Below are 25731 nucleotides of genomic sequence, written 5' to 3'. Positions count from 1 at the left end.
AGAGACTCTTGCTGTGATAGGCACAGCAGAGGTGTAGTTGTCACCGGTGCGGGATGGGACTTCTGTGGAGGTCTCATCCCGCACTGCTATTCTGGCACTTGGCTGTGGCTGACTGATCGGATCGAGTCAGCACCGCGACCAAGAAATCGGAGTCCTCGTTAAAGGGGTGGGCTTGCCAGGAGGAGAATAGTTGCTCGATGTCAAAGCCACAGGCTCTAGCCTCGGTAAGAAAATCTCGGAAGTCCCAGCCACGGCCGGCGCCGAAGCCAATGATTGCGCGCGAGTGTGCCTGCGGTGCCAGTAGCTGACAGAGGCTCGTGAGAGCGGGGTGCCGACCGTTCTTCGACAAAAAGCCCATAACGTTGCCCGCCGAAACGATGAGATCAAACGGTTCAGACAGATCGAGTCGAGCTTGTGCTGACAGGCTGGCCGGTAGTTGCTCCAGATCGGCTACATGCCAGCGACCATTCGGGAAATCCTCACGGGCCACGTCAATCAAGTACTCGTCCAGATCAAGGCCAATGACAGTATGCCCGCGGGTGGCAAGATAGCCTCCGGTCCGTCCGGTCCCGCACCCAGCATCCAGGATTCGGCTGGATCGATCGGCTAACGCATCCACCAGTCGGGCCTCACCGTCAAGGTCTTTCCCCTCACGGTCGAGGTCACGCCATCGTTGCGCATAGCGCACCGAATGTTCCGGGTCGCGAGCGATCATAGAACGCCAGGTGTTGTGGTCGGGTAAAGGGCAGCCGGATGATTCAGCCAAGAGGTTCATGAACTAGTCTCCTGTTCTTTCTTCGAAGCCGCTGGAGTCTTCTTGAAGTTGCTGGCGACGTTCGTTGATATTGGACCGGGTTGGTCGCTGGGGCGGATAGACCAACCGTGCCCCGGTCTCTGGATGAACTCGTTGGCCCTCATAGATGTTGTCTCCGAAATCTTCGGGAACAAAGACGGACCGGTAGGGCTTTCCGGTCGAGCTGGACCTGCGGGGCCTATTGATGGCGAAAATACTTTTATTCTCGGCTAATTGCGCGGTCTTCAAAGTGGTGATGGGTTCTTCAGTGTGCACCGAATAAACCACGACGTGGCCGACATAGTCGGTGAACCGTGACCGGTAGTCCAGGACCTCGAGCTGTCGAGTGTGTTCGGGAGACAACTGCAACCGGTCCCATGCGGGCAATCCCTCGGCCAACTGCTTGGCGCGCAGATACTCAGCATCCCAGGCGGCCCCAGCAATCATCACGATCGCACCGACCCAGAGAAACAGGATCACGTAAATCGTTCCGTAGAAGGTGTCGAGTACTCCGTCAAAGATGGAGAAGTTCTCTAGCAACCATCCAGTGAGGACTAGCCCGGCGAACAGTGTGAGCACGGTGAATGCCCCGCCCGCAGTGATAAACCGGTAACGGGGCAGATTCACATTGGGCCCGCGGTAGTAGGCGGCTGTAATCAGCAAGATCAACACCAGCAGGATGATGGGCCATTTGACCGTATTCCAAGCATTGACCGATTCTTCGGAGAGGTTCAGCATCCCACCGATGCGACGGGAAAAGTCGCCTCCAATAATGATCAAACCGACCAAGGCCAGTGAGGACACCATCAGCACAATGGTTTCGACGAAGACCACCGCGCGCATCATGAAGAAGTTACGTCCCTCACGGGTCCCGTAGAGAGTATTCATGGCGCGGTGGAAGGCGGCAATGACTCGTCCGGCTGAGAACATCGATCCCAAAATGCTGATCACAATCGTCAGGACAGAACCAGATGTTTCTGAAAAAGCCATCAAGGTCGTGGTAATGACCTCGGTATCTAGTGTCGGAATCAACTCGTGAATGAGCTCGGCGACCGTCCCGATGGTTTCATCGGCCAAACCGAGAAGTGAAACGACCGAGACCAAAACAATCAGGGCCGGCAGGACCGAGAGCAACAGAAAGAACGTCATCGTGGCAGCAACATCCCACACCTGAAGTTCGAGTAGTCGCGTGATCGTACAACGCAGTACGAACCAGACGGTGGGCCGAGGGTTTTGATACGTCTGACGTTGTTTCCTGGCCAACCGGCGGGTGAGAGGCATAATATGAGCCTATCGAATCATCGCCGGTCAGCCGAGAGAACGTGCAGGGCCAAGGACAGGTACCGCGTCGATACTGCTGGGGGTATGGGATAAGACGGTACGATATTGACTATGAAATTGACTATGAAGAAACGCGGTCACGTTCCCTCCTCACCGTTGCAGCCTATGGTGCTGAGCGCCCTGTTCCTGAGTCTTGGGCTGGCCCTGAGCGGTTGTCAAACAGAAGAAGGCGGTCCGGAACCGGAGGACTCGGCCAATACGTCTAGTTCTCCCAGTGATGAATCGTCTGTCGAAACCAGCCGTGATGACCTATCGGAAATCCTGATTCCGGCAGAACATTTGCCTGAGGGGGGAGCCACCGAGTTTTCGATTGAAAGTTTCCAGAGCCAGCCATTGAGCCTCTACCTGACACTGACCGGTTTTGAACCCGAGGGTACATGTGGTGAGGCGATTGATGCGGTCAACTCCTACACCTCACAGGTATCGCACGGTGTAACCGGCGTATACGACTATGGCGCCGACGCCTCTGACTCCCCGTCGCCCTCCGAATCTGAGGAAACCTCGGATACTAGCTCCGACGGTCCCGAGACCCAGGAGCTCTCCGGAGAACCACACGTGGAGATCATGGTGTTTGAAACCGCTGAGGAAACCCGGCCAATGAAGTTGTTCTCCGAGGTTGCCGAAAGTTGCGACACCATCGAATCCGATAGCGTCGACGGAGCCGAAGCGACCTTCGAACAACTGGAATCCTTGCACGCGGTGCACGTGGGCATTAAAGCCAGTCGTGATGATGACCTCGAGAACCTCTATCTCGGTGGTGGTTCCGTGGGTGGACAATACCACGTCTATATTGTGGCCAATAACATCAGCCCCGACGACGCGTTGAGTCTCTATACCGAGCAGATTCAACGTCTCGAGCAGCTCGTGGACCCCGCAGAAGTTGACGATACCTCCTCAGCAACAGAGTCTGCCTCGCCGGACGAAAGCTCCAGTACCTAACGGCTGCAACCCGGATCCTGTGGAATAAAACCTCCCACCGCAGGGTTGAGTTAATTAGACTCAAGTATTATTCGTGAATGAATCAAGGGAGGAGATGTGATGGACGCGCAGTTCACCACAAAATCTCAAGAAGTGCTCTCGGCGGCGTCGATGAACGCTTCGACAGCCGGTAACCCCCAAATCGAACCGGCACACGTTCTCAAAGCACTCATGGACCAGCGCGGTTCCATTGCAGTGTCCATCCTGAAAGCAGCCGGGGCTAACCCCGATGTGGTGTCCACCGCTGCTTCGACAGCAATCCAAAAACTCCCGAAGACCTCGGGTAATTCCGTGGCTCAGGCGAAGCTCTCTCGTGCCGGCTTACAGGTGATCCAAGCGGCTCAGAATGAGGCCAGCTCACTGCAGGACGAGTTCATCTCGACTGAACACCTGTTGCTGGGCCTGGCGGCTGACACCGGTGAAGCTGGAGTGGCCCTGCGGGACGCCGGTGCACAGATTGACGCGTTGCGTGCAGCGCTGACAAGTGTGCGTGGCGATCAGCGGGTCACCTCTGCTGATCCGGAAGGCACGTTCCAGGCACTGGAAAAATACGGCACCGATATGACGAAACTAGCCGAGTCTGGCAAGTTAGACCCGGTTATTGGTCGTGACGCCGAGGTCCGACGGTTGATTCAGGTGCTCTCGCGCCGGACCAAGAACAACCCGGTGCTGATCGGTGAACCCGGTGTGGGTAAGACCGCAGTCGTTGAAGGACTGGCCCAACGCATCGTGGCCGGCGACGTTCCTGAGTCCCTGCGAGGCAAGAAGCTGATCTCTCTCGATCTCGGCTCGATGGTGGCCGGTGCGAAGTACCGCGGTGAATTCGAAGAACGTCTCAAAGCCGTCTTAGAAGAGATCAAGAAATCCGACGGTCAAATCGTGACCTTTATCGACGAGATCCACACGGTGGTCGGTGCCGGAGCCTCGGAAGGATCGATGGATGCCGGCAACATGCTCAAGCCCATGCTGGCCCGCGGTGAGTTGCGCTTGATCGGGGCGACCACGCTAGATGAGTACCGAGAGAATATTGAAAAAGACCCGGCACTGGAACGCCGGTTCCAGCAGGTGTACGTGGGCGAACCCACGGTGGACGACACCATTGCGATTCTCCGTGGTCTCAAAGAGCGCTACGAAGCCCACCACAAGGTCGCGATTTCCGACAGTGCGTTGGTGGCTGCCGCGAACCTCTCGGATCGATACATCACGGAGCGTCAGTTGCCTGATAAGGCCATTGACCTGGTGGACGAGGCTGCCTCCCGATTGCGGATGGAAATCGACTCAGCCCCGGAAGAAATCGATCAGTTGCGCCGTGCGGTCGACCGGTTGACGATGGAGGAAATGGCCCTGGACGGCGAAACGGACCAGGCCTCGGTGGAGCGTTTGGCTGCCCTGCGCGAGGAAAAAGCCAATGAGCAGGAAAAACTCACCGCGCTGACGGCCCAATGGGAGAACGAAAAGGCCTCCCTGAACCAGGCCGGTGACCTGCGTGCTCAGCTGGACGAATTGCGCTCGCAGGCCGAGAAGGCTCAACGTGAAGGCGATCTGGGAGAAGCCTCCCGGATACTCTACGGTGAGATTCCTGATGTCGAGCAGCAATTGCGTGCCGCAGAAGCCAGTGAGCAGGACCAAAAATCCGAAGAGACCATGGTCTCTGAGCAGGTCTCAGCTCACGATATTGCCGATGTCATCGAATCCTGGACCGGCATTCCAGCTGGACGGATGATGACCTCCGAGCAAGAAAAGCTCCTGCAGATGGAGGACGTGATCGGCAACCGGTTGATCGGGCAACAGTCCGCGGTCACTGCTGTGGCTGATGCTGTGCGACGTAGTCGGGCAGGGATCTCGGATCCGAATCGGCCGATCGGTTCGTTTATGTTCCTGGGACCCACCGGTGTCGGCAAGACCGAGCTGGCTAAGGCGCTGGCGGAGTTTCTCTTCGATGACGACCGAGCCATGGTCCGGATCGATATGAGTGAGTACTCCGAGAAGCACTCGGTGTCCCGACTGGTCGGTGCCCCTCCGGGGTATGTCGGTTACGACGAAGGTGGTCAGCTTACCGAGTCAGTCCGACGTCGGCCGTATTCGGTGGTATTGCTCGACGAGGTGGAAAAAGCTCACTCGGAGATCTTCGACATCCTCTTGCAGGTTCTCGACGATGGGCGCTTGACCGATGGTCAAGGTCGGACCGTAGACTTTCGGAACACCATTCTGATCCTGACCTCGAACCTGGGGTCGCAGTATCTGGTGGATTCCGCGCTGTCGGAGGAGGAGAAAAAGACGTCCGTGGAGGCAACAGTACGGGCGGCTTTCAAACCCGAATTCCTCAACCGGTTGGATGACATCATCCAGTTCGAGCCACTCTCGCTGTCGGACCTGACCAAGATCGTGGATCTGCAAGTCAAAGACCTCGGCGAGCGACTGGCACAACGTCGGCTCACTTTGCAGGTCGCCGACGCTGCCCTGACTTGGCTGGCCGATACCGGCTACGATCCTGCCTTCGGCGCACGTCCGTTGCGTCGGTTGGTGCAACGCGAAATTGGTGATCAACTCGCCAAGAAGATTCTGGCCGGGGAGATCACCGACGGCGACACCGTGGCAGTGGACCGGACCCCGGACGGGCTTGACGTCCACGCGGTGAGTACCCAGAACTGATCCTGGTCTCTGCCGTGCTCAGCAACCACCGCAGAGACCAGCGACAACGGCCAGCTAGCCTGTACCAAGCAGGGTAGCTGGCCGTTTGCGTCGCTGAGGCTACGGTGCCCAGGAGGCTACAGAGATTAGCCCTCAGAGGTTTCCTCCTGGGTGGCAGCGCTGGTTTCTTCGCTGGTAGTTTCTGCGTCGTTGCTGTCGCGGGAGGGCTGCTCGGAGAGGTTCTGATCCTCGGCGACATCCAACACCGGCTGGCCGATCAAGGAATTTGTCAGAGTCCCAGATTCTTCAGCTTCGACGAAGCAGTCAATTCGGCGGTCACCGGTCTCATTCCAGGACGCCTCCGAGGGGCTGGAGACTCGGGTGACGACGCTGGCATCGGTAGAACCGGTCAGCTCAATAGCCGCGCAGAATTCGTCGGCACGGGTGCGCATCTGATCCGCACCGGGATAGGTCTCCGCTTCGGACAGAATCTGACGTCCCACCAGCTGTGCGTCGTGAGCGTAGTCGCAGTCCACGATCGTCGAGACAGACTCAGTATCGGTAAAGTCCGTCAAACAATCTCCGGGCTCCAGGTCTTCGGGCCACACCTCGGTGGCAACAACACCATCCAAGCCAGGGGAGGGGTTGCGGGAGACGTCCTCGGAGGCTTCCGGAGAGTCATCTCCGTCGAAGACACCGGAGCGGATCAACCAGCTGGCCCCGATACCGATGAGGAGAATGACCAGCACGATCACGCCGGTGAGAATCCATCGGCGACGGCTTTGACGACGCCGACGCATCTCACGACGCGAGGGACGCTGTGACCGAGGCGAGCGTTCAGAACTGGTCTCGGACGGCACTGCTCTGCTACCCCGGCGGGACGGTTCCTCGTTGACCGGCTCTGTCATGGGTTATCCAGTCCTTTCGTCAAAACCGAAGACGGCAGTGCTCAGCGGTGGATGAGTAGTTTAGCGTGACGTAATTGACACATGTGACAGTCTACTGCCAATGCTTCGCTATCGGTTGAGCACCACGATATGTGGCGGCACAACACCTGAAAACATGTTAAACTGGTGAGCACGAACCAGTTTGAACACATGACCTCCGGCACCAGCATGAGCCTTATGTTGTGCCCATTGGAGGGCTAAGAGACCGCGAAGGGGGTCACGCTCATGGGGCGCGGCCGTCAAAAGGCAAAAGCAGCACGTCAGGCTCGGGATATCAAGTATTTTTCCCCGGCAACCGATCTCGCAGCACTGGAGCGAGAACTCTCTGGGAAGAAACATGACGAACCCACGGTTAGCGACGAATACGCTGACTACGCGGATAAGTACAACGTCTACGAGGACGAAGACGATCACGACGAGGATGACTACGGGTACTCGTCACCTCGGTAGTTTGTGTGGCGTCGGTGTTCCACGCCCAGCGCGCTTGATAACCGATCGGATCCGATGAACTCTTCATCAGACCGATCGGTTCCTTACGTTGATGAGGCGATCTCTGTTGATCATCCGGCCTACGCAACCCACCAAGCGGCCCTGCGTTCCATCGCTCGCGTCGTCGACGATTCCCGACCGCTGCAAAATGACCGGGTGGCCTCAGCAGGAATCGGGCAACTCCTCCGTTTGCGCCCAGCGGTGCTGACCGGAGCCGGGATTTCGACCGGTTCTGGCATCCCCGACTATCGGGGGCCCAACGGTTCGTTGCGCCACCACCGCCCGATGACCTATCAGGAGTTCCGATTCGACCCGGTGGCCCGCCACCGGTATTGGGCTCGATCGTTCGTGGGGTGGCGTCACCTGGAGCATGCCCAACCCAACCCTGGACATCAGGTCTTGGCCCAATGGGCTCAAGCCGGCATCATTTCCGGCATCGTGACTCAGAACGTCGACGGGCTCCATCAGCGAGCCGCTCAAGAACTCGGCGATGATTACTCCACCGTGGTTGCTCTGCACGGTGATATGAGTGAGATCCAGTGCCTGAACTGCGGGGCCGTGGAATCACGAGCGAGCTTGGACCGTCGGCTGGAAGAGGCGAATCCAGGTTTTCTGCAACGAGCCGATACCGGCACAGAAGACATCAACCCGGATGGCGACGCACGCCTAGAGTTGCGGTGGATCAACGAGTTCCAGATGGTTGGTTGTCTGCGATGCGATTCCACCGCGTTGAAGCCCTCGGTGGTCTATTTCGGTGAAGCCGTTCCGGCTGAGCGTAAGCATCGCGTCAACGAGCTGTTGGCTGGCTCCGGAGCGCTGTTGGTGGTGGGATCCTCCGTGGCGGTCATGTCGGGCTACCGAATGGTGCTCGATATGGTCCACCGCCACCAACCGGTGGGGGTTATCAACGCCGGCCCCTCCCGAGCCGATGCCCGGGCGACCTTCCGGTGGCGGGCCGATACCTCCCAGGCCTTACAGTGGCTGGATGACCAGGTGAAAAAAGAGTTCCCCTAAGCGACGGCGTAGGTACCCTGCAACACGACCGTGCCACCGTCAACACCCTTTGCACCCTGCACGACGTCTTCGGCGACAGTGTTGTCGATGAGTTGTTGGTCGAGCGTATCGACAGTACCGATCTGCCAGGATGGCACCTCGTGGTCGCGTAGATATGCCAGTGCCTTTTCGACGTGATCCGCCTCAACCACGGCTACCATGCCCACCCCCAGGTTTAGGGTCCGTTCCGCATCGGCCTGGGGCACACCGCCGGCCTCGGTGAGCACCGAGAACACCGGGGGAATGGACCAGGTTCCGCGGTCCACGATCGCCATCAGCCCAGCAGGTAACACACGTGCGAGGTTTGCGGCTAGCCCGCCCCCGGTGACATGCGAGAAGCCGTGCAACGGTGCTGGCTTTCCGGCGCGGTGAGCTTCACCATTGAGGTGATCGACCAGTCCGGCACAGACCGAAGCATAGATTCTGGTGGGCTCGAGGAGCTCTTCACCTAGGCTCCGACCAAATTCGGGCAGGTGCTGGTGATAATCCCACCCCTGAGCGCTGACAATCCGGCGCACCAAAGAGTAGCCGTTGGAGTGAATACCCGAGGAGGCCATGGCAATGATGGCATCCGAGGAGGTGACCTTCTCTGGCCCGAGGATGTGGTCAGACTCGACCACTCCGGTCACAGCTCCGGCCACATCATATTCATTCTCCGCGAGTAGTCCGGGGTGCTCTGCGGTTTCACCACCGATCAGTGCAGTTTCGGCCAGTGAACAACCGGTGGCGATGCCCCGGACAATATCGGCGATACGCTCTGGGATGACCTTACCGGTGGCAATGTAGTCGGTCATGAACAGTGGCTTGGCCCCGACCACCACAATGTCATCAACGACCATTCCTACCAGATCTTGGCCGATGGTGTCGTGGATGTCCAGCGCCTGGGCAATGGCAACCTTGGTGCCGACCCCGTCGGTGGAGGTGGTCAGCACCGGACGCGAATAGCTGGTCAGCACCGAGGCATCCCACATTCCAGCGAAGCCACCGAAACCGCCAAGAACGTGCTCACCGTGGGTGGCTTTGACGGCATCCTTCATCAAAGCCACGGCAACATCACCGGCTTCGACATCGACACCTGCGCCTGCGTAGGTGATGTGTTGATCATCTGGGCTGGTCACGAGTTCTTCCCTTCCCGGTGAGCTAATCAGCTGGATTTCTTCTGGTTTTTGCGTGCCTGTTTGCGGGCTTGAAATTGTTCGTCGGCTAACCGCCGGGCAGTTTGGGAGCGCCATGCCGACCACTCGTCATCGGTGACCGCATAATCAGCTTGGCGGGGATCATCGACAGGACGCGAATAGTAGGTGCGGGTATGTTTTTTCGATTGGCGATCCAAGACCAGCCACAACAGGCCACCGAGAGCAACACCGGGAACGGCGAACAGCACCGCGAAGAACCCGAGGGTGGCCATCAGCGTGTAATCCTCGCTGGTGCCTTGGATCCCGACCATCACCAAAGCAACCAGGACTCCCAGCAACGCTCCGCCGACGAGAAATGGGGCGATCTTGGGTGCCCGACGAAACACGACGGTTTCCTGCTCGGGTTGTGGGGATCCGTCGGGCTGGTCAGGATCCGGCGCGGATTGTGGAGAAACTGGTGAGGACATCGGGACCCAGTTTAGCGAGAAAAACCTCTGCGCCGGTTCGTGTGTAGCCGGCAACAGTCAGGATCGAGTTGGCACACAGCGCGATAGGACAAGGCGGTCAACAGTTCTGACTAGGTGCGGTCTTCCGAGGGTGGCGCCGTGCGGGGCGGGTGAAATAGTGGCAACCAATCAGTGAGGTCGGCTCGTGAACCGGAGGCCTGCAGCCGGCCCGAGGCCACCGCTTGGTCCCAGTCGATTTCCCCGGTGATGAGCTCCATCCAGGTCTCAGGATTGGTTTCGATCACGTTCGGGGGAGTGCCCCGTGTGTGCTCGGGGCCGTCGATGCACTGGGTGACCCCAAACGGCGGGACTCTGACCTCTACGGTTTTTCCCGGGGCACGATCGGCCAACTCCTCGAGGCTGAACCGGATGGCCGTGGCTTGTACCGCACGGGGGAGGCTGGCGTAGTCGGCATGGCTAAATAGCTCATCGACGGCTGCTCGCCCCTGGTGAAGATCAATTTTGCGACGTGCCATCAGGAACCGATCACCCTCAGGACTTCATCGGAGAGTCGGGTGCGACCGACGTGGCGGCCGGCAGAGGTGATCTGGGGAGAGACCGTCTCTAACACCTGTGTCAGTGCGGAGACATCCGGTCGCGGGTCGCTGAACTGGGCTAGCAACACGGCCGCGACGGTATGGGCTGCCCGGGAGGAACCGGACAGCATCTTCACCGCTACCGCGGTGCCGTCGCCACTGGCCATGGCCACGACCCCTTCGGACCCGGTCTTACACAACACCTGGAGTTCTTTGAGCACCACCGAGTCGAACCCGGTGGGGGACTGCACTGCATCAGGGGCCTCCAACATTGAGCGGGCCACCATCACTGCCGTCCATTCCGCCGTCCGGTCATGCACCGAGGCTGCCAACTGCGAATACCCACGGGCCAGGGCCGTCAGTGAGGTGATAGCCGCCGGAGCGCCACACCCATCGGCGCCGTGCCGTGCGATGGTGGTTTGCAAGTATTCTTCCAGCACCCGGTCCACTTCGTGTTGTATCGGATGTCCCGGCTCGCAATAGGATTTCACCGGATCACCGGCGGCGACGCTGGCCGCGAGGAATGCGGCGTGCTTTCCCGAACACGGGTGAGCAATCCGTCGCGGATTCAAGTGCACTGGCGCTTGAGCGGCTGCCATGCGGGCGACTTCTTTCGGGGAAGACGGCCACGACGGTGGGCACTGTAGTGCGGAACTGTCTAACTCGTAGTCGGACAGCATCGACGCTGCCAGTCGCTGGTGGTATTCCGTGCCGGTATGCGATCCAGTTGCCAGGGCTAACTGTTCGGTATCCAGCGTTGCCCCGTGGCGCAGACTGGCCAAGGCCTGAAACGGTTTCAGTGCCGAACGCGGGTAGATCAATGCCGCCGGATCACCCAGCTTGGCCTGGATAGCCCCGGTGCGATCGACGACCACCGCGGAGCCGATAAATCGGGTCTCAATAAAGTCGTTGCGAATCAGCTGGGCCAGCTCCACGGAATCCGAGCCCAGCGCAGTACCGGCTAACGGTTTTGAGTAGTTCGAGGTCCGGGAACTCATCGTGCCCTGCTTTTGCGGAAGAGGATCAGCGCTACGGTGCCAATAATCAGCCCACACACGATGCTGATTGTCGCTTGCGTCATATCGCCACGTTGGGCGCCAGTAAACAACCGGAATAAAAACCACGGGACGATCGAACCGGCTAGGGCACCCATGACCCACACGAACAGGGATGCTGCCCAGTCCGGCAACATCGATTCACCGGGGGCGAGCTGGTTGAATAAATCGGCGCGGTGTTGCACCCAGCTTTTTGATCGGGGCTCGTCTCCGGGCCGGCGTGAGCGGTCATTGGAGGGCTCGTGGTGGGGATCGTGCTGATCTGCCATACCTTCCAGTCTAAAGCCATACTGCCGTCGCGGGGCGAATTCTTGGCAGCTACTCTGGCGGGCTTTTCTCGGTGGATTTCTCCCGGTCTGCCCGTCGCAGTCATTGCACCGCGACGGCAGGGGAGGGAAACGACTACCCTGGGAACTGTGAAAATTCTTGTGCTAGGCCCCGGCGGGCGTGAACATGCGTTGGTCCGTACCCTGTTGGCAGACCCCGACGTCACCCAGGTTGATGCTGCTCCCGGTAATGCCGGGATTGCGGCCGAGGTCCCCGTGCACCAGATTGACGCCAATGACCCCGAAGAGGTCGTGGCACTGGCGCAACGGCTCGGCTCGGACCTGGTCGTCATTGGCCCCGAAGCGCCTCTGGCAGCCGGGGTTTCCGATGCTCTGCGAGCTGTGCACATCCCGGTCTTCGGCCCCAGCGCCGCCGCTGCGCAACTGGAATCCTCCAAGGTCTTCGCCAAGCAAGTCATGACCGTTGCCGGAGTACCCACCGCTGCCTCGGTGCACGCGAAAACCGCCGAGCAAGTCCGGGCCGCCTGTGTCGAGTTCGGTGCCCCCTACGTGATCAAGGATGACGGGCTGGCCGCTGGTAAAGGCGTGGTGGTGACCGAGGATCTCGCGGCTGCTCTGGCTCACGCAGAATCCTGTTTCGCCTCCGGCTCCACCGTGGTGGTCGAAGAATTTCTCGACGGGCCCGAAGTTTCGGTATTCGTGATCGCCGACGGTACCCCGGACGGGGCAGTTGCGCTCAGTCCGGCTCAAGACTTCAAACGCATCCATGACGACGACCAGGGTCCCAATACCGGGGGAATGGGGGCCTACACTCCGTTGGACTGGCTGCCGGAGAACTTCACCGAGCAGGTGCTGGACCAGGTTGCCCGGCCGGTGCTGGCTGAGATGGACCAGCGTGGCACCCCGTTTTTGGGTGTGCTCTACTGTGGACTGGCTGTGACCACCCGGGGGATCCGGGTGATTGAGTTCAATGCTCGCTTCGGTGATCCCGAAACCCAGCCGGTATTGTCTCGATTGACCACACCGCTGGGACAGCTGTTACTCGCCGCGGCACGCTCGGAACTGGCCGAGCGTCCGGAGCTGACTCCGCGGTTTACTGATTCCTCCGCCGTTGCAGTGGTGCTGGCCTCCCCGGGATACCCGGGAACCACTCGCACCGGTGCGGTGATGACCGGAATTGCGGATGCTGAGGCTCTGGAGAAGGTCGCCGTCTTCCACGCCGGGACAGCCGCCAACGACAGCGGTGAGTATCTCTCCGCCGGTGGACGAGTGTTGGCTGTTGTCGGTCAAGGTGACACGCTCGCGCAGGCACGGCGACGGGCCTATCAGGGCCTGGAGCTAATTCATCTGGAAGACGGCCAGTACCGCACCGATATCGCCCGCCGTGCCGTGGCTGGCGAGATTCAGCTTCCCTAACTAACGCAGTGCCCGCCCGGGCTACTGTTGTCCACGTGAACCGTCAATCCGTCCGCGATGAAAGTTAGATGATGACCTCTCACGACGTCCTTGAACTTGCTGGCTGGCGCCACATCTATTCCGGCAAAGTCCGTAACCTCTACGAGCCCAGCGATCAGCCCAGCGGTGAATCAGATCGCCTGCTGGTGGTCGCTACCGACCGGGTTTCGGCCTTCGACCACATCCTCAGCCCCGGTATCCCCGATAAGGGCAAAATCCTCACCCAACTGTCGTTGTGGTGGTTCCAGCAGCTCGCCCAGCCAGCCGAAGACCTGGATCCGATTCCGCATCATGTGATCTCTGTGGACGTTCCGGAGCAGGTCGCCGGACGCGCCATGATCGTCAAGCGTTTGCAGATGCTACCGGTCGAATGCATCGCCCGAGGCTATCTGACCGGCTCCGGGCTGAAGGAATATCAAGCTTCCGGTACTGTCACCGGTATCCCACTACCCGATGGGCTGGTGGATGGCTCTCGTCTAGACCCACCTCTTTTCACCCCTTCCGCCAAGGCAGCGGTGGGCGAGCACGATGAAAACATCACCTTCGAGCAGCTGAGTGAACGCGTCGGTTTGCTACGGGCCGCCCGCTTGCAGGAGATGACCCTGCAACTCTACAGTCAGGCCGAGGAGATTGCTCGCAACGCCGGGATCATCCTGGCCGATACGAAGGTCGAATTCGGTATTGATGTCTCCACCGGATTGATCACCTTAGGTGATGAGGTGCTTACCCCGGACTCCTCACGGTTCTGGGACGCCGGAGATTACGAACCAGGACGCCCCCAGCTCTCCTTTGACAAGCAGTTTGTCCGTGACTGGCTCAGTTCCGAAGAGTCCGGCTGGGACCCGGCCTCTGGGCAACGGCCTCCCGCATTGCCTGAGCATATCGTGGAGAAAACTCGTCAGCGGTACCTGGAAGCCTACCGTCGGATCACCGGGGAAGAATTCAGCGCGACACCGCAGGGATAAGATCCAGCACCACCGCTTCGGGGCGGCAGGCAAAACGGACCGGAACTTTGGGGGCCGCCCCGATACCGGCGGAAATATTGACGATGGTCGTAGCAGATTCGACGGGTGCGTTCCGCCCTGGCACGAGATCAGGCCATCCGAACAGGCCTGCGGCTTGCCGGGGTGGTAAATCACAGTTAGTCACCAGCGGTCCCACCACGGGTAGAGCAATTTGTCCCCCGTGGGTGTGTCCGGCCAGAATCAGTTGCGCGCCGTCGGCGGCCATGGTATCGAGTACCCGGGTATAGGGGGCATGAGTGACCCCGAGGGTGAGATCTGCTGTTCTCGCGTGAGAACCAAACCCGGGCCAGCGGTCACGGTCGAGGTGGGGGTCATCGGTGCCGGCCACCGCGAGGCGATGACGGGCGAGGTGCAGATCGTGATGTGCGTTAGTGAGGTTCACCCAGCCCCGGTGCTCAAATTCGCTAAAAAGCTCCCGGTAGGGCAGGACCTCGCGGTCCGCTAAACGTGCTGCGGATCCGTGCTTGCTCGAGGGCCCACGGAAATACTTCAGCGGATTCGCTGGCTGAGGAGCGAAATAGTCGTTGGAACCGGGAACAAAAACTCCGGGGAGATCTAAGAGCGGACCCAGTGCATCAAGCACCGGTTTCAGACCGTCACGGTGACCGAGATTGTCACCAATATTGACCACCAGATCGGGCTCTAGTTCAGCCAGCGAGCGGGTGAAGTCGATCTTGGCACGGTTGGATGGGACCATGTGCAGATCGGCAATATGCAATACCCGCAACCGAGGACGACCAGCGGGCAAGACCGGCACCTGTTCGTGACGGATTTTAAACCAGCGGGCCTCCAGACACGCGCCGTATACCAGGCTCGCAACACCCGCGACGGCCGTAACGGCTGTGGCACCGGCGAACCGGCGCCACAGCGTGGCGGATGTGATCACCTCTACCACCCCAGGGTCTTAGTTCGAAGACTCTGCGGACTCTGCTGAAGGGTCGTCCGAGGACTCGTTGTTCTCGTCGTCATCGGAGGAGTTTGAACCACCCTTTTTGGCTGAGGAAATGCTTCGCGGGCTCGGCGACCCATCATCACGGATTTCTCCATGCGGGTAGTCCTCGGCGACCTGTTTCATGTAGTCGATCCACATCGGACCGGCGATCAGCGAGCCCCACACGTCTTCGTAGTAGGTGCCACCGATGGTGTTACCCTTCAACGTTTTGGCCACCGACTGGTAGTTACCCACCCAAGCGGCGGTCGTGAGGCCTTCGGTGTAGCCGACGAACCACGTGGAGGATTCGTTGTTGTTTGTACCGGTCTTGCCAGCAATGTCAAAGTCAATATTGCCTTCGGCGATACGGTCCTTAGCGATGGGTTTCAGCGTGGAATTCAGCTGGACGATGTGGTCCTCATTCAGCACATTCTCGTTACACTGCACCGGTGGCACTTCATACTCGTTGCCGGCGGCATCGGTGACCTCGGTCAGGGCACGCGCTTCACAGTAGTTACCGTAGGAGCCCATGGTTGAGAAGGCCGAGGCCATCGTCAGCGGGGAGACTTCTTGCGCACCCAACAAGAACGACGGGTGTTGCGGGTCCAAACCTTCTTCACTCACTGCGCCGTGAACACCGGCAGCATCGGTGATATCGGTAATGGAGCACAGATCGGTGGCGAAGGCGGCACCGACGGTTGCGGTGTTAATCGACCAGTACAGACCGTAGTTCATCGGCATCGGTTTCTTCATGTTGCCAATGGCGTTATTGATGTTCCAGCCGTCTGTTCCGATCTGGGCTTTGCCTCCGTCGAGGCAGTAAGCGGGGAATTTCGCTCCCGTGTAGTCATCGCGGGAGGCGTTGACCGTGTCGGACATGGAGTGACCGGCACCGAGCCAGGCCAGTGACACAAACGGCTTCAGAGTCGAACCGGCCTGGAATCCCTGGCCACCACCGTCGGCGTGGTCGACAGAATAGTTGATCTGCGTGTTACCGGCTCCATCCTCGGGGCTATAAACAGTGTTCTGAGCCATGGCCCGGATATTTCCGGTGTCCTGCTCAACAGTCACAATGGAGGAGCCGAAGCCCTGAGTCTCTTCGCGAGGGACGGCCTTATTCGCTTCTTCGGCAGCTGCCTTCTGCATTTTCGCATCAAGCGTGGTCTTGATGGTCAGGCCACCGCGGTCCAGCAATTGCTGACGCGACTCCGGGTCCGGGCCGAACGCTGGATCGTTGAGGATCTGGCGGTGCACGTAGTCGCAAAAGTAACCCGAATTGTGTTGCGCTGCGATGCAGCCGGAGTTCTTTGGAGTGATATCCAACCCGAGATCTTGGGCCTGAGCTTCCTCTTTCTCTGCCGTGGTAATGAATCCTGCATTCTCCATTGATTGCAGGACAACGTTGCGACGGTTCTGTGTGGCCTCCGGATTGGTTTCGGGGTTCAACGCATTGGGTGATTGCACCATACCGGCCAAAATCGCCGCGTCCGACAGGTCCAACTCTGAGGCAGACTTATTGAAGAAGTGGTTGGCTGCAGCTTCAACGCCATAGGTCCGCCCGGAGAACAACACAATGTTGAGGTAGCCCTCGAGGATCTGCTCTTTAGACATCTTCTTCTCTAGCGCTACAGCCAGCTTCATTTCACGCAATTTATCGGCCGGTGTCTTGGTGCCCGACACTGTGGTGCGCAGGCCGTTGAGGTTCTGGTAGTTCACCAGCACGTTGTTGACGTACTGCTGGGTCAAGGTTGAAGCACCCTGACGGGTATCGGAGGTGGCATTATTGACCACCGCGCGTGCCAGACCCTGAGGGTCCACACCAGAGTGCTCGTAGAAGCGCTCATCCTCAATGGCGATAATGGCCTGCTGCATTTCTTCAGATATCTCATCCAAGGACACCGGTTCGCGGTTTTCCGCATAAAACGTGGCCAATTCGGTACCGTCCTTGTCAACGATCCGAGAGGGAACCGACATGGGCTCTTCCTGTAGTTCAGCAGGAAGCTCATCCAGCAGTTCTGTGCCGGTCGTTGCGGCAGCGCCGGTAACCATTCCCAAGGGTAATGCCAGTCCCGCTGCCAGCCCCCCGCAGAGAGCAGAGACGCCGAAGAAGGCAAAAATCTTACCCATAGTGGTCGCCATGTCGAACATTGCAAATTTTTTGGCCATGGTGCAATTCTATCTACGTCAGGTGATCTACTGACCCGGGGCCACCGGGGTGGAGGCGTGACAATCCCCACCGGTTTCGCGTTTTGTGTCCGGGTGTGGTGCAAACAGTGCGAGCGTCATGTCTATTCTTGACGGCCTTTCAATTATAGCCTGGGGAGATGACCGAAACCCAAAAAACACCAGAACCCGCGTCGGCTCCGGAACCAACTCGCTGGGAGTACGCCACGCTACCGTTGATTATTCACGCCACCAAACAGATTCTGGATCAGTGGGGCGATGAAGGATGGGAACTCGTCACGGTATTGCCAGGACCAGATGGTAACGCTCCGGTGGCTTATCTCAAGCGTCCTAAACCCTAGCCACCCAGATCGTCGCCGTGCTCTACCCCTGAGATGTTCAACGATACCGAGGAGGATTTATGTCCGCAGTTGAAGACCGTCTCCAGGAAGCTGGATTCACCCTTCCCGAGGTTGCCACCCCGCTGGCTGCCTACGTGCCTGCTTTACGTGAAGGTCAGTTGATCTACACTTCTGGTCAGTTGCCCCTGCAGAACGGGGAGCTGGCTACCACCGGAAAACTGGGCGCTGATGTCAGTGTCGAGGAAGGTCAAAAGTTGGCGCAGTTGTGTGTGTTGAACGCTATGGCTGCCGTGAAAAACCTGGTCGGCGACCTCGATCAGGTTGCTCAGGTGGTCAAGGTGACTGGCTTTGTCGCTTCGGCCCCGGATTTTTACGGGCAACCGCAAGTCATCAACGGCGCCTCAGAACTGCTGGGCCAGGCTTTCGGTGCGGCTGGTTCCCATGCTCGTGCTGCCGTCGGGGTGGCTGTTCTTCCCATGAACGCCCCCGTCGAGGTCGAAATCACCGTCAAGGTTCAGGACTAATCAGCGCACAGTCCTACACAAGACATGGGTGGGCCGGAACATGCTAGGTGTTCCGGCCCACCCATGAGGAAGAGACGAAGAGAAGAAGAATTCTCCGGTTAACGTGCGCGCTGTCGTAGTCGTTGCAGGTCCAGAATGACCACGGCTCGGTTTTCCAAGCGCAACCAGCCACGCTGGACGAATTCGGCCAAAGCCTTGTTCACCGTCTCGCGGGAAGCACCGACCAACTGGGCCAGCTCTTCCTGAGTTAGATCGTGAGCAACGAGCAGGCCGTCGGAGGCGGTGCGACCGAAACGGTCGGCCAAATCCAGGATGGCCTTGGCAACGCGACCTGGCACATCGGAGAACACCAGGTCAGCCATCGACTCGTTGGTGCGCGTCAGGCGCTTAGCCAAGGCGCCCAGCAACTGCATGGAGACCTCCGGGGAGGAGTAGATGACCTTGCGAAGGTTTTCGTGACGCAGACCGGCCAAACGGGTTGCGGACACAGCAGTGGCGGTTGCGGTGCGTGGCGCGGGCTGGAAAAGGGCCATCTCGCCGAAGACCTCGCCGGGACCGAGGATGGCAAGCAGGTTTTCACGTCCATCGGTAGCTGTGCGACCAACTTTGATCTTGCCGGAAATAATGACGTAGAGCTGATCACCATCGTCGCCTTCGTGGAAAGCAGACGCCCCGCGAGACAATTCAACTTCGGTCAGCTCTGCAGTCAACGCATCAAAGACTTCATCGTCAAGATGGGTAAAAAGCGGAGCATTGCGCAGAACATCCAAATCCATATGCGAGATCTTCCTAACTGGCCAGAACGGCCGGGTAAACGTTTTTCGGCGTAAGCTCGTTGTTAATTCTGCATCATCGGGATCACACTGTGAATACCTCGAGTGCAGTTACTCACATAATTATTCTACAGGCAGTAGAAATTGCCGGATGATCTGCTGGTATTCATCTGTGAGCGATCAATGTGGTCGTCAACCGTTCCACCGAAAGATGGTTACAACGCTGGACAATGCAAGTCTTCACGGCATTTTTCCAGTCGTAGGGTTTAGGGTGGAGACACTGCGGAGATACGCGACGGTGTAGAAGACGCCACCGGATGCGCGTCGGGACGCGTAGCACGGAGAGAGTCGGGACGCGTAGCACGGAGAGAGGGGTGGCGCAGCGTAGTGTTCTTGACCTGGCTGGATTGGGTTCTTCTTGTCGTACTGGTCATCGTGTTCATCAATGGCATTCGACAGGGTCTCTGGGTGTCGGCCGGACGGATGCTGGGATTCGTTCTCGGCACCATTGCTGCCTTCTTTTTGATGCCCGAAGTCAACCGTTTCGTGGATTCTCCGATGTGGCGCATCGTGGCTATGGTGGTGTGCGCAGTTGTCCTCGTCGGCATCGGGATGGCCATTGGAGTGGCCGTTGGTCGAGCCGTACGACTACGGGTTAACGCTCCGATTGCCCGACGTGTGGACAAGGTGCTTGGAGGAATTGTCAATACCGCCATCGCCTCGGTGTTGATTGCCCTATTGGCCTTCTCTTTGTCATCGATGGGTATGCCACAACTAACGCAGACCATTAAGGAATCCCGGGTCATCGCTTTCGTCACCAAATTGACTCCTGAGTCTGGACGGACCTTCGTGGCTTCATTGTGGACCGATTTCTTGGATTCAGGGGTGATTCCCGAGTTGGGGCCGATGCTCGAGTCGCAAGGCCCGGTGGAGGACAATGCTGTCCGCCCTCCCAATGATGCCGTGCAACAGGCCGGACAGGCTACGGTCCGTATCACCGGAACTGCATTTGAATGCGGTCAGAACCAAACCGGTTCAGGATTCGCCGTGGAGCCGCAACGAGTGGTGACCAACGCCCACGTTGTTGCCGGAGTTGAGGGACCGACCGTCGAAGATCTCGACGGAAACGTCTATCGTGCTTCGGTGGTCTACTTCGACCCGGAGACCGATCTTGCGATTCTCCAGATTCCCGACGCCGATCTTCCAACGTTGGAGGTCGGTCGTGGATTAAGCATCGATGATGATGCCTACGCTCTCGGGTTTCCTGCCGGTGGTCCATACCGCATTACGACTGGCAAAGTGCAAGCTGAAGGTCCGGCCACGCTGAATAACATCTATGGTCAAGATCCGCATTTGACCGGCATTTATCAGTTGGCCTCCGATATCCGTGAGGGGAACTCGGGCGGCCCACTCGTCGACGACGCCGGCCAGGTTGCCGGCGTCATCTTCGCCAAAGCTCCCGATGCCCAGGTCGGCTACGCAATCACCGCCGAGGAAGCTGGGTCGGTGCTGACCTCAGCGCAGAGCTACACCGAACCGGTATCAACGGGGCAGTGTTTGGCTGATTAATTCATCACCGATGAACTAACGGTTGCATGCCTGCTGTTTCCGTGCGAGGCATGGTTTTCCGCGCGTTGCTCTTGTGAAATTTCATGTTTCGTCATACTCTTGTGATCACTATCACACTCATCACGCTGGTAGGCCCTGAAGATAAAGGAGTTGGGCATGGCCCTGACACAAGAATCACTCACCGCGGGGAGACAGCAACGCGAACAATTCAGTACCCGCTGGGTCTTCCTGTTGGCGGCAATCGGATCTGCCGTGGGACTCGGAAATATTTGGCGCTTTCCCTATGTCGCCTACGAAAACGGTGGTGGCGCATTCATCCTGCCGTACATGGTGGCGCTACTGACCGCAGGTATTCCGCTGTTGTTCTTTGACTACGCCATTGGACACCGCTTTAAAGGATCCCCACCACTGGCCTTCCGTCGGCTCAGCCGGTGGACTGAAGCCATCGGCTGGTGGCAGGTGATGATCTGTGCCGTGCTTGGACTGTTCTATGCCGCCATCCTGGCCTGGGCCACTTCCTATATTTGGTTCTCGGTGACCGAAGCCTGGGGAGATGACCCAGAAGGCTTCTTCTTCGCGGACTACCTGCAAGCCACAGAACAAGCCGAAGTGAGCTTCCAGATCGTTCCAGGAGTCTTCTTCCCGCTACTAGCTCTGTGGATCCTGGTGCTGACCATCCTCGCACGCGGGGTGGGCAAAGGCATCGGGGTTGCTGCCACGATCGGTATGCCTCTGCTGGTGATCATGTTCGTGATCTTAGTCGGCATTGGTTTGAGCCTGCCGGGCGCAGCCACCGGTTTGGATGCGCTGTTCACACCGGATTGGTCGGCACTGACAAGACCAGAAGTGTGGGTGGCCGCCTACGGTCAGATCTTCTTCTCCCTTTCGGTCGGCTTCGGCATCATGCTGACTTACGCTTCCTACCTGAAGCGACGCTCTAACCTGACCGGATCAGGTCTCGTTGTTGGATTCTCCAACTCCGGTTTCGAGCTGCTTGCCGGCATCGGCGTCTTCTCGGTACTGGGCTTTATGGCCCAGGCATCTGGGCTTCGGGTCGACGAGGTCGCTAGTTCCGGCATTGGTTTGGCTTTCGTGGCGTTCCCCGCCATCATTTCCGAAGCCCCCTTGGGGCTGGGCCCGATTATCGGCGTCCTGTTCTTCGGGTCGCTACTGTTTGCGGGAATCACCTCGCTGATCTCGATTACCGAAGTGGTGATCTCCGGCATTATGGACAAAACTGGTTGGTCCCGCGCACGGGTGGTGGCTATTGCTGGTGGGCTCTCCGCTGTGGTCTCGCTCCTGGCCTTCAGCACCACCTCCGGAATCCACCTCCTTGACGTCACCGACGCCTTTGTGAACAACATCGGTATTGTCGGGGTCAGCCTGGTGGCGGTCTTCGTGGTCTCCTGGGTGCTGTTCCGACTCAACGAATTCGTCGGGCACCTGAACTCGGTGTCTTCCTTCCGCCTGGGCTGGATCTACAAGATCTTGATCTCCGTGGTTATGCCAGTCGTGCTGGGTATTACGCTAGTCCAGTACATTCTGCAGGTTGTCAATGAAGGCTATGGGGGAATGCCCTCCTGGTATGTCGGCACCTTCGGATGGGGCATGTCAGCGCTACTGGTGGTGCTGGCCGTCGTGGTCGCACTGATCCCCTGGGCGAAAAACTCCGGGATGCAAGACGATCAGCACGAGCAAGATTTCGACATCAAGAACACACCCCGGCACGCAGACCAACCGGTCACTACTCAGGAGGTCAACCAGTGAGCACCATAGCAATTGTGATGATGATCATCTGCCTCGGGGTCGTATGGGGTGGCCTGGCCGTGGCGATCGTCCACCTGCGAGGCAACCCGGATGAGACCACGGGAGAGCTCGGCGCCGACGGAGCTGTTCCCCCCGCCCAGCAGATCAACCAGAGCTGACGCGCAGGTTGTCGCATCCCCATCTGTTGCGGCCTGAACCCGCTGAACCACCGGTTCTGAGAGTTACCCAGGACCGGTGGTTCAGCGGGATCGGCAGTTAAAAGCAGATGAGGAGCAGACTTTTACCCAAAAGATATCCCGCATTCTCGACAGATGTGGTTCACTGGGAGAAGATCTTCAGGAGCAAACCTGAGGCCCGAGAGACCTGAGATGTTAAGAAGGGTTACCGTGTCGAATCAGAATTACCAGCCACCGCAGGGATATCCACATCAGCAGCAACCCGGTGCTGGTGCTTCGCAACAGTACTCGGCGCCTCGTCCGGGCGTGCAGAATCTGCAAGGCGGCTCCTCCATGCCGGCCGTGGCCGTGATGATTACGGCAGCCGCCGCCCTGGTAGCCGGTGCCGGTCTGTGGGCGATGATCAACGACATTACGTATTACAACCAAACACGCGGATACATTGGTGATCAGGCGGCGAGCTTCAATATCCTCTGGAATGCGGAGTTTTTGCTCAACCTTGTTCTGAACATCGGTGGTGGAATCGTGGTGATGGTCCTGGTGCTCAGGGCCAAGGGATTGGACGGATCTCGTCCCATGTTGGGGTCGTTCACCTCCAAACACCTGGTGCAAGCCATTTCCTGGGCCATTGGCGTTTACGCGCTCTTGAACTTCATTGCTTTCGACTACTTCTACTGGGCGTCTGAAGCGTTGATGACAATCTTGCTGTTCTTGGTGGCAACAGCCTTGGTGTTGTTCGTCACCTGGCCACAACTATTCAACGGCTCCGCTAGCGCACAGCCTGCAGGAGTACAGCCAGCAACGCCACCGTACCAGCGCCATGCTTACATGGGGTCAGCCCAGCCTGTCCGAGCACAACAGCCCGTCGCCTACCAGGACTTCGGTCAGCCGGTAGCGTCTCAGCAGACCGGCTATCAGCAATTCCAACAAGGTGGCACCGACCAGGTCACACCGGGGGCACCGTCTCAGCAACAGCCCGAACCGGTAGACCCCTTTGTCGCCGCCGCGTCTGCACAGCAGAACCAGACTCAGGCCCCGCAGCAGGTTCACCAGGAGGAAGACAAGCCGTCCGGGCGTCGGGCTGCCCAGCCTTCGACTGAACAGCACGGCGAACAGCCCGGAGGCCAACCCGCTCCGACTGAAGCCGAGCCCGTAACACCGGCACACCCTGGCCAGGATGCCTCCACCGAATCCCACGACGAGACCGAACCTGACCAGAGCTGGAACCGTCCTGAAACGTCTGCCGAAACCCACGAGCCAGCAGTCGGTGTCGACCCAGTGGTCGACGCGCAGGTGGAAACCGGTGGTCGGTCCTCGACAGTCGGGGCCGACTCAGCACTTACCTCGGGCGGACTGACTCCCGCCGACACCGCCCAGCCGTTCTGGTTTGCGGTCTACACGCCCCGCCGGGCCGTGACTGAGCAGGGCGAACCGGCATTCGCGCTGGAACCGGGCCAGTGGATTCTGGCCTTGGAAGACCGTGGACACGAATTCCTCGTGCAATCCTACGATGGACAGCGTGGTCTGTTGCGTGAGCTCGAGGGGATTGAACGGGCACCGCAACAGTGACCGCTCGTGATCCCGAGGATGAAACACCACTAGCTCGAAAGCGTCGCGCTCGGAAAATCAATCGGGTGTTGGCGGAGTTCTTCCCTTATGCGGTCGCGGAACTGGATTTTGACAATCCCTTTGAGTTGCTGGTGGCCACCGTCCTGTCAGCCCAAACCACCGATGTGCGGGTCAATTCCGTTACCCCGGACCTTTTCGCCCGATTCCCGGATGCCGAAGCGCTCGCTATGGCCGATGAACGCGAAGTCCAAGAGTTGATCCGGCCGACCGGTTTTTATCGGTCCAAGACGAGCTCGATTATGAAACTCTCCCAAGCGCTGGTGGAGAAGTTCGCCGGATCGGTCCCGGACAATCTCAAGGATCTGACTAGCCTGCCCGGGGTGGGACGGAAAACCGCCTTCGTTGTGTTAGGCAACGCTTTTGGCAAACCCGGTCTGACCGTCGATACCCACTTTGGTCGAGTGTCCCGCCGTCTAGGCTGGACCACCGCTGAAGACCCCGTCGCTGTGGAAACCGCGGTGGCAGAGCTGTTCGAACCCCGCGAGTGGATCATGCTCTCCCACCGGCTGATTTTTTTGGGCCGGCGCATCTGTCACGCGCGAAAACCGGCCTGCGGGGCCTGCCCGGTCGCCCGCTGGTGCCCTTCGGCCGGGATCGGCCCGTTGGACCCCTACAGTGCCAGTAGGCTGTTGAAGTATGAGCTAGCACCTGGGCGCGAAGAACTCCATCAGCGCATGCTCGAAGGAGCAACCCGTCGCCAGCTCCGTGCCGAGGGCTACTCGCTACAGGCCTAACTCCGCCACGATGACAGTCTGCACCACCCGCACCTCAGGAGGCGACCCAGCCCGTGCAGCCCGAGAAGACCACCCTGGAGACCGTCCAACAAGATTTGGTGGACCTGGTCAGTCGCTACGGCACGCTCAACGCGGAGCTTCCCGAGTGCGCATTTAGCACGCCCACTAAGGAACTCGATCCACGGGGTTTCCGATTTCCCCGCATGACCACCGAGAACGCCACACCGTCGGCGGTGCTGATTCTCTTCGGCGCCCTCGACGACGTGCCGGCCGACTATCGGAGCGAGACGGTGCCTAGTTCACTGGATGTCTTGCTCACCCAACGCGCCGTGACCTTACGCAAACACCCCGGCCAGATTTCCTTCCCGGGTGGTCAGCGCGATCCTGCCGATGCCGATGACACCGCCTGTGCATTGCGGGAAGCTAGCGAGGAAACCGGCCTCGATCCATCCTCCGTCACCGTGTTGGGACAACTACCCACCGTGGGACTGCCCGTGACCAATTTTTCGGTCACCCCAGTCATCGGATGGTGGTCCACCCCCGGCAGTGTTGACGTGGTCGACGATCATGAAGCGACCCGCGTTTTTCGCGTCCCCGTCGCCGATCTGATCGACCCCGATCACCGAGTCTCGGTGCTGATGACCTCACCGCAGACCGGAGAACTTCTCCGCCCGGTCATGCCCGGATTCCTCGTGGCCGACACGCTGGTGTGGGGGTTTACCGCCTTGCTCATCGACCGCATCCTGGATCTTCTGGGATGGACGCATCCTTGGGATCGGGCCCAGTGCGTAGACGTCACCGGGTGGGACGCGACGCAACCCGCCCCGAAAATTTTTACCTGCCACGAGCACCTGTCTGACTAGCTGGGGCC

The 25731-nt window shown here is 59.1% G+C and carries 25 protein-coding genes; 14 read left to right on the top strand and 11 right to left on the bottom strand.

Annotated features, from left to right (window positions below):
- Positions 1 to 73 precede the first annotated feature (73 nt).
- Together QDX22_RS06745 and QDX22_RS06740 are read right to left on the bottom strand one after the other, a co-directional pair.
- Complete coding sequence (locus tag QDX22_RS06745) at positions 74 to 775, bottom strand: class I SAM-dependent methyltransferase (protein WP_110098035.1); 702 nt, start codon at positions 773 to 775, stop codon at positions 74 to 76.
- A gap of 3 nt (positions 776 to 778) precedes the next feature.
- Positions 779 to 2074: a YihY/virulence factor BrkB family protein gene (locus QDX22_RS06740; protein ID WP_279717654.1), complete on the bottom strand. Its 1296-nt coding sequence runs from the start codon at positions 2072 to 2074 to the stop codon at positions 779 to 781.
- Between the two features lie 123 nt (positions 2075 to 2197).
- Here QDX22_RS06740 and QDX22_RS06735 point away from each other — a divergent pair, with 123 nt between their 5' ends.
- Together QDX22_RS06735 and clpB are read left to right on the top strand one after the other, a co-directional pair.
- Entirely contained in the window at positions 2198 to 3073 is an 876-nt protein-coding gene (locus QDX22_RS06735; RefSeq protein WP_166769852.1) for a hypothetical protein, read from the top strand.
- A 99-nt stretch (positions 3074 to 3172) separates the two neighbouring features.
- Entirely contained in the window at positions 3173 to 5764 is a 2592-nt protein-coding gene (gene clpB / locus QDX22_RS06730) for an ATP-dependent chaperone ClpB (protein WP_279717653.1), read from the top strand.
- Between the two features lie 125 nt (positions 5765 to 5889).
- Here clpB and QDX22_RS06725 read toward each other — a convergent pair whose 3' ends face one another.
- A complete protein-coding gene (locus QDX22_RS06725; RefSeq protein WP_110098031.1) occupies positions 5890 to 6651 on the bottom strand; it encodes a septum formation family protein in 762 nt (253 codons plus the stop codon).
- A gap of 264 nt (positions 6652 to 6915) precedes the next feature.
- Between QDX22_RS06725 and QDX22_RS06720 the strand changes: the two genes are divergently transcribed.
- On the top strand, positions 6916 to 7140 hold the full coding sequence (locus tag QDX22_RS06720) for a DUF3073 domain-containing protein (RefSeq protein WP_110100702.1): 225 nt from the start codon (positions 6916 to 6918) through the stop codon (positions 7138 to 7140).
- 54 nt (positions 7141 to 7194) lie between these two features.
- On the top strand, positions 7195 to 8193 hold the full coding sequence (locus QDX22_RS06715; RefSeq protein WP_279717652.1) for a Sir2 family NAD-dependent protein deacetylase: 999 nt from the start codon (positions 7195 to 7197) through the stop codon (positions 8191 to 8193).
- On the opposite strand, the gene purM is transcribed toward QDX22_RS06715, so the two are convergent.
- The 5 genes from purM to QDX22_RS06690 form a co-directional block, all read right to left on the bottom strand.
- Positions 8190 to 9350, bottom strand: coding sequence for a phosphoribosylformylglycinamidine cyclo-ligase (gene purM / locus QDX22_RS06710; RefSeq protein ID WP_244924652.1), 1161 nt, complete (start codon positions 9348 to 9350; stop codon positions 8190 to 8192). The two genes, QDX22_RS06715 and purM, sit on opposite strands and share 4 nt — an antisense overlap.
- Before the next feature lie 26 nt (positions 9351 to 9376).
- Positions 9377 to 9835 carry a hypothetical protein gene (locus QDX22_RS06705; RefSeq protein ID WP_146206239.1) on the bottom strand — a complete coding sequence of 153 codons (459 nt, stop codon included), beginning with the start codon at positions 9833 to 9835 and terminating at the stop codon, positions 9377 to 9379.
- Positions 9836 to 9945: 110 nt separating this feature from the next.
- Positions 9946 to 10350, bottom strand: coding sequence for a sterol carrier family protein (locus QDX22_RS06700; RefSeq protein WP_110098026.1), 405 nt, complete (start codon positions 10348 to 10350; stop codon positions 9946 to 9948).
- On the bottom strand, positions 10350 to 11408 hold the full coding sequence (locus tag QDX22_RS06695) for an asparaginase (protein ID WP_279717651.1): 1059 nt from the start codon (positions 11406 to 11408) through the stop codon (positions 10350 to 10352). The genes QDX22_RS06700 and QDX22_RS06695 overlap by 1 nt, the downstream gene beginning before the upstream one ends.
- Positions 11405 to 11734 (bottom strand): hypothetical protein, encoded by a 330-nt coding sequence (locus tag QDX22_RS06690; RefSeq protein WP_110100698.1) that lies wholly within the window; start codon positions 11732 to 11734, stop codon positions 11405 to 11407. The genes QDX22_RS06695 and QDX22_RS06690 overlap by 4 nt, the downstream gene beginning before the upstream one ends.
- A 147-nt stretch (positions 11735 to 11881) precedes the next feature.
- On the opposite strand from QDX22_RS06690, the gene purD reads away from it, so the two are divergent.
- Both purD and QDX22_RS06680 read left to right on the top strand, forming a co-directional pair.
- Entirely contained in the window at positions 11882 to 13168 is a 1287-nt protein-coding gene (gene purD / locus QDX22_RS06685) for a phosphoribosylamine--glycine ligase (RefSeq protein ID WP_110122954.1), read from the top strand.
- Positions 13169 to 13236: 68 nt separating this feature from the next.
- Positions 13237 to 14172 carry a phosphoribosylaminoimidazolesuccinocarboxamide synthase gene (locus QDX22_RS06680; RefSeq protein WP_110122953.1) on the top strand — a complete coding sequence of 312 codons (936 nt, stop codon included), beginning with the start codon at positions 13237 to 13239 and terminating at the stop codon, positions 14170 to 14172.
- Here QDX22_RS06680 and QDX22_RS06675 read toward each other — a convergent pair.
- Both QDX22_RS06675 and QDX22_RS06670 read right to left on the bottom strand, forming a co-directional pair.
- Positions 14150 to 15118: a metallophosphoesterase gene (locus QDX22_RS06675; protein WP_341849177.1), complete on the bottom strand. Its 969-nt coding sequence runs from the start codon at positions 15116 to 15118 to the stop codon at positions 14150 to 14152. The two genes, QDX22_RS06680 and QDX22_RS06675, sit on opposite strands and share 23 nt — an antisense overlap.
- 18 nt (positions 15119 to 15136) lie before the next feature.
- Complete coding sequence (locus QDX22_RS06670; RefSeq protein ID WP_279717650.1) at positions 15137 to 17329, bottom strand: transglycosylase domain-containing protein; 2193 nt, start codon at positions 17327 to 17329, stop codon at positions 15137 to 15139.
- A 158-nt stretch (positions 17330 to 17487) separates the two neighbouring features.
- On the opposite strand from QDX22_RS06670, the gene sp36 reads away from it, so the two are divergent.
- Positions 17488 to 17688: a Sp36 family protein gene (sp36, locus tag QDX22_RS06665; protein WP_110100694.1), complete on the top strand. Its 201-nt coding sequence runs from the start codon at positions 17488 to 17490 to the stop codon at positions 17686 to 17688.
- A gap of 59 nt (positions 17689 to 17747) precedes the next feature.
- The gene (locus tag QDX22_RS06660; protein ID WP_122548922.1) at positions 17748 to 18212 is read left to right on the top strand and encodes a RidA family protein; all 465 of its coding nucleotides are present in this window, start codon (positions 17748 to 17750) and stop codon (positions 18210 to 18212) included.
- A 98-nt stretch (positions 18213 to 18310) separates the two neighbouring features.
- Here the strand turns inward: QDX22_RS06660 and QDX22_RS06655 are convergent, their stop codons facing one another.
- The gene (locus tag QDX22_RS06655; protein WP_110100692.1) at positions 18311 to 18988 is read right to left on the bottom strand and encodes a Crp/Fnr family transcriptional regulator; all 678 of its coding nucleotides are present in this window, start codon (positions 18986 to 18988) and stop codon (positions 18311 to 18313) included.
- 384 nt (positions 18989 to 19372) lie between these two features.
- Here QDX22_RS06655 and QDX22_RS06650 point away from each other — a divergent pair, with 384 nt between their 5' ends.
- The 6 genes from QDX22_RS06650 to QDX22_RS06625 all read left to right on the top strand — a co-directional run bounded on the left by QDX22_RS06650 (position 19373) and on the right by QDX22_RS06625 (position 25723).
- Complete coding sequence (locus QDX22_RS06650) at positions 19373 to 20554, top strand: MarP family serine protease (protein ID WP_279717649.1); 1182 nt, start codon at positions 19373 to 19375, stop codon at positions 20552 to 20554.
- A gap of 156 nt (positions 20555 to 20710) precedes the next feature.
- Complete coding sequence (locus QDX22_RS06645; protein WP_110100690.1) at positions 20711 to 22321, top strand: sodium-dependent transporter; 1611 nt, start codon at positions 20711 to 20713, stop codon at positions 22319 to 22321.
- Positions 22318 to 22479: a methionine/alanine import family NSS transporter small subunit gene (locus QDX22_RS06640; protein ID WP_110100689.1), complete on the top strand. Its 162-nt coding sequence runs from the start codon at positions 22318 to 22320 to the stop codon at positions 22477 to 22479. Before QDX22_RS06645 ends, QDX22_RS06640 begins: the two co-directional genes overlap by 4 nt.
- 228 nt (positions 22480 to 22707) lie before the next feature.
- Positions 22708 to 24066, top strand: coding sequence for a hypothetical protein (locus QDX22_RS06635; RefSeq protein WP_110100688.1), 1359 nt, complete (start codon positions 22708 to 22710; stop codon positions 24064 to 24066).
- The gene (gene nth / locus QDX22_RS06630) at positions 24063 to 24860 is read left to right on the top strand and encodes an endonuclease III (protein WP_110100687.1); all 798 of its coding nucleotides are present in this window, start codon (positions 24063 to 24065) and stop codon (positions 24858 to 24860) included. The genes QDX22_RS06635 and nth overlap by 4 nt, the downstream gene beginning before the upstream one ends.
- 53 nt (positions 24861 to 24913) lie before the next feature.
- Positions 24914 to 25723, top strand: coding sequence for an NUDIX hydrolase (locus tag QDX22_RS06625; RefSeq protein ID WP_233487902.1), 810 nt, complete (start codon positions 24914 to 24916; stop codon positions 25721 to 25723).
- Positions 25724 to 25731: the final 8 nt, after the last annotated feature.

The sequence above is a fragment of the Auritidibacter ignavus genome, assembly GCF_029853775.1.
Taxonomy (GTDB): domain Bacteria; phylum Actinomycetota; class Actinomycetes; order Actinomycetales; family Micrococcaceae; genus Auritidibacter; species Auritidibacter ignavus.
The sequence above is the reverse complement of the archived record's forward strand: the minus strand, read 5'-3'. Positions and strand labels throughout refer to the sequence as shown.

Excerpts from the sequence above, each read along its gene's own strand:
- QDX22_RS06745 (WP_110098035.1), bottom strand. The coding sequence starts at position 775 with ATGAACCTCTTGGCTGAATCATCCGGCTGCCCTTTACCCGACCACAAC.
- QDX22_RS06740 (WP_279717654.1), bottom strand. The coding sequence starts at position 2,074 with ATGCCTCTCACCCGCCGGTTGGCCAGGAAACAACGTCAGACGTATCAA.
- QDX22_RS06735 (WP_166769852.1), top strand. The coding sequence starts at position 2,198 with ATGAAGAAACGCGGTCACGTTCCCTCCTCACCGTTGCAGCCTATGGTG.
- clpB (WP_279717653.1), top strand. The coding sequence starts at position 3,173 with ATGGACGCGCAGTTCACCACAAAATCTCAAGAAGTGCTCTCGGCGGCG.
- QDX22_RS06725 (WP_110098031.1), bottom strand. The coding sequence starts at position 6,651 with ATGACAGAGCCGGTCAACGAGGAACCGTCCCGCCGGGGTAGCAGAGCA.
- QDX22_RS06720 (WP_110100702.1), top strand. The coding sequence starts at position 6,916 with ATGGGGCGCGGCCGTCAAAAGGCAAAAGCAGCACGTCAGGCTCGGGAT.
- QDX22_RS06715 (WP_279717652.1), top strand. The coding sequence starts at position 7,195 with ATGAACTCTTCATCAGACCGATCGGTTCCTTACGTTGATGAGGCGATC.
- QDX22_RS06705 (WP_146206239.1), bottom strand. The coding sequence starts at position 9,835 with ATGTCCTCACCAGTTTCTCCACAATCCGCGCCGGATCCTGACCAGCCC.
- QDX22_RS06700 (WP_110098026.1), bottom strand. The coding sequence starts at position 10,350 with ATGGCACGTCGCAAAATTGATCTTCACCAGGGGCGAGCAGCCGTCGAT.
- QDX22_RS06695 (WP_279717651.1), bottom strand. The coding sequence starts at position 11,408 with ATGAGTTCCCGGACCTCGAACTACTCAAAACCGTTAGCCGGTACTGCG.
- QDX22_RS06690 (WP_110100698.1), bottom strand. The coding sequence starts at position 11,734 with ATGGCAGATCAGCACGATCCCCACCACGAGCCCTCCAATGACCGCTCA.
- QDX22_RS06680 (WP_110122953.1), top strand. The coding sequence starts at position 13,237 with ATGATGACCTCTCACGACGTCCTTGAACTTGCTGGCTGGCGCCACATC.
- QDX22_RS06670 (WP_279717650.1), bottom strand. The coding sequence starts at position 17,329 with ATGGCCAAAAAATTTGCAATGTTCGACATGGCGACCACTATGGGTAAG.
- sp36 (WP_110100694.1), top strand. The coding sequence starts at position 17,488 with ATGACCGAAACCCAAAAAACACCAGAACCCGCGTCGGCTCCGGAACCA.
- QDX22_RS06660 (WP_122548922.1), top strand. The coding sequence starts at position 17,748 with ATGTCCGCAGTTGAAGACCGTCTCCAGGAAGCTGGATTCACCCTTCCC.
- QDX22_RS06655 (WP_110100692.1), bottom strand. The coding sequence starts at position 18,988 with ATGGATTTGGATGTTCTGCGCAATGCTCCGCTTTTTACCCATCTTGAC.
- QDX22_RS06645 (WP_110100690.1), top strand. The coding sequence starts at position 20,711 with ATGGCCCTGACACAAGAATCACTCACCGCGGGGAGACAGCAACGCGAA.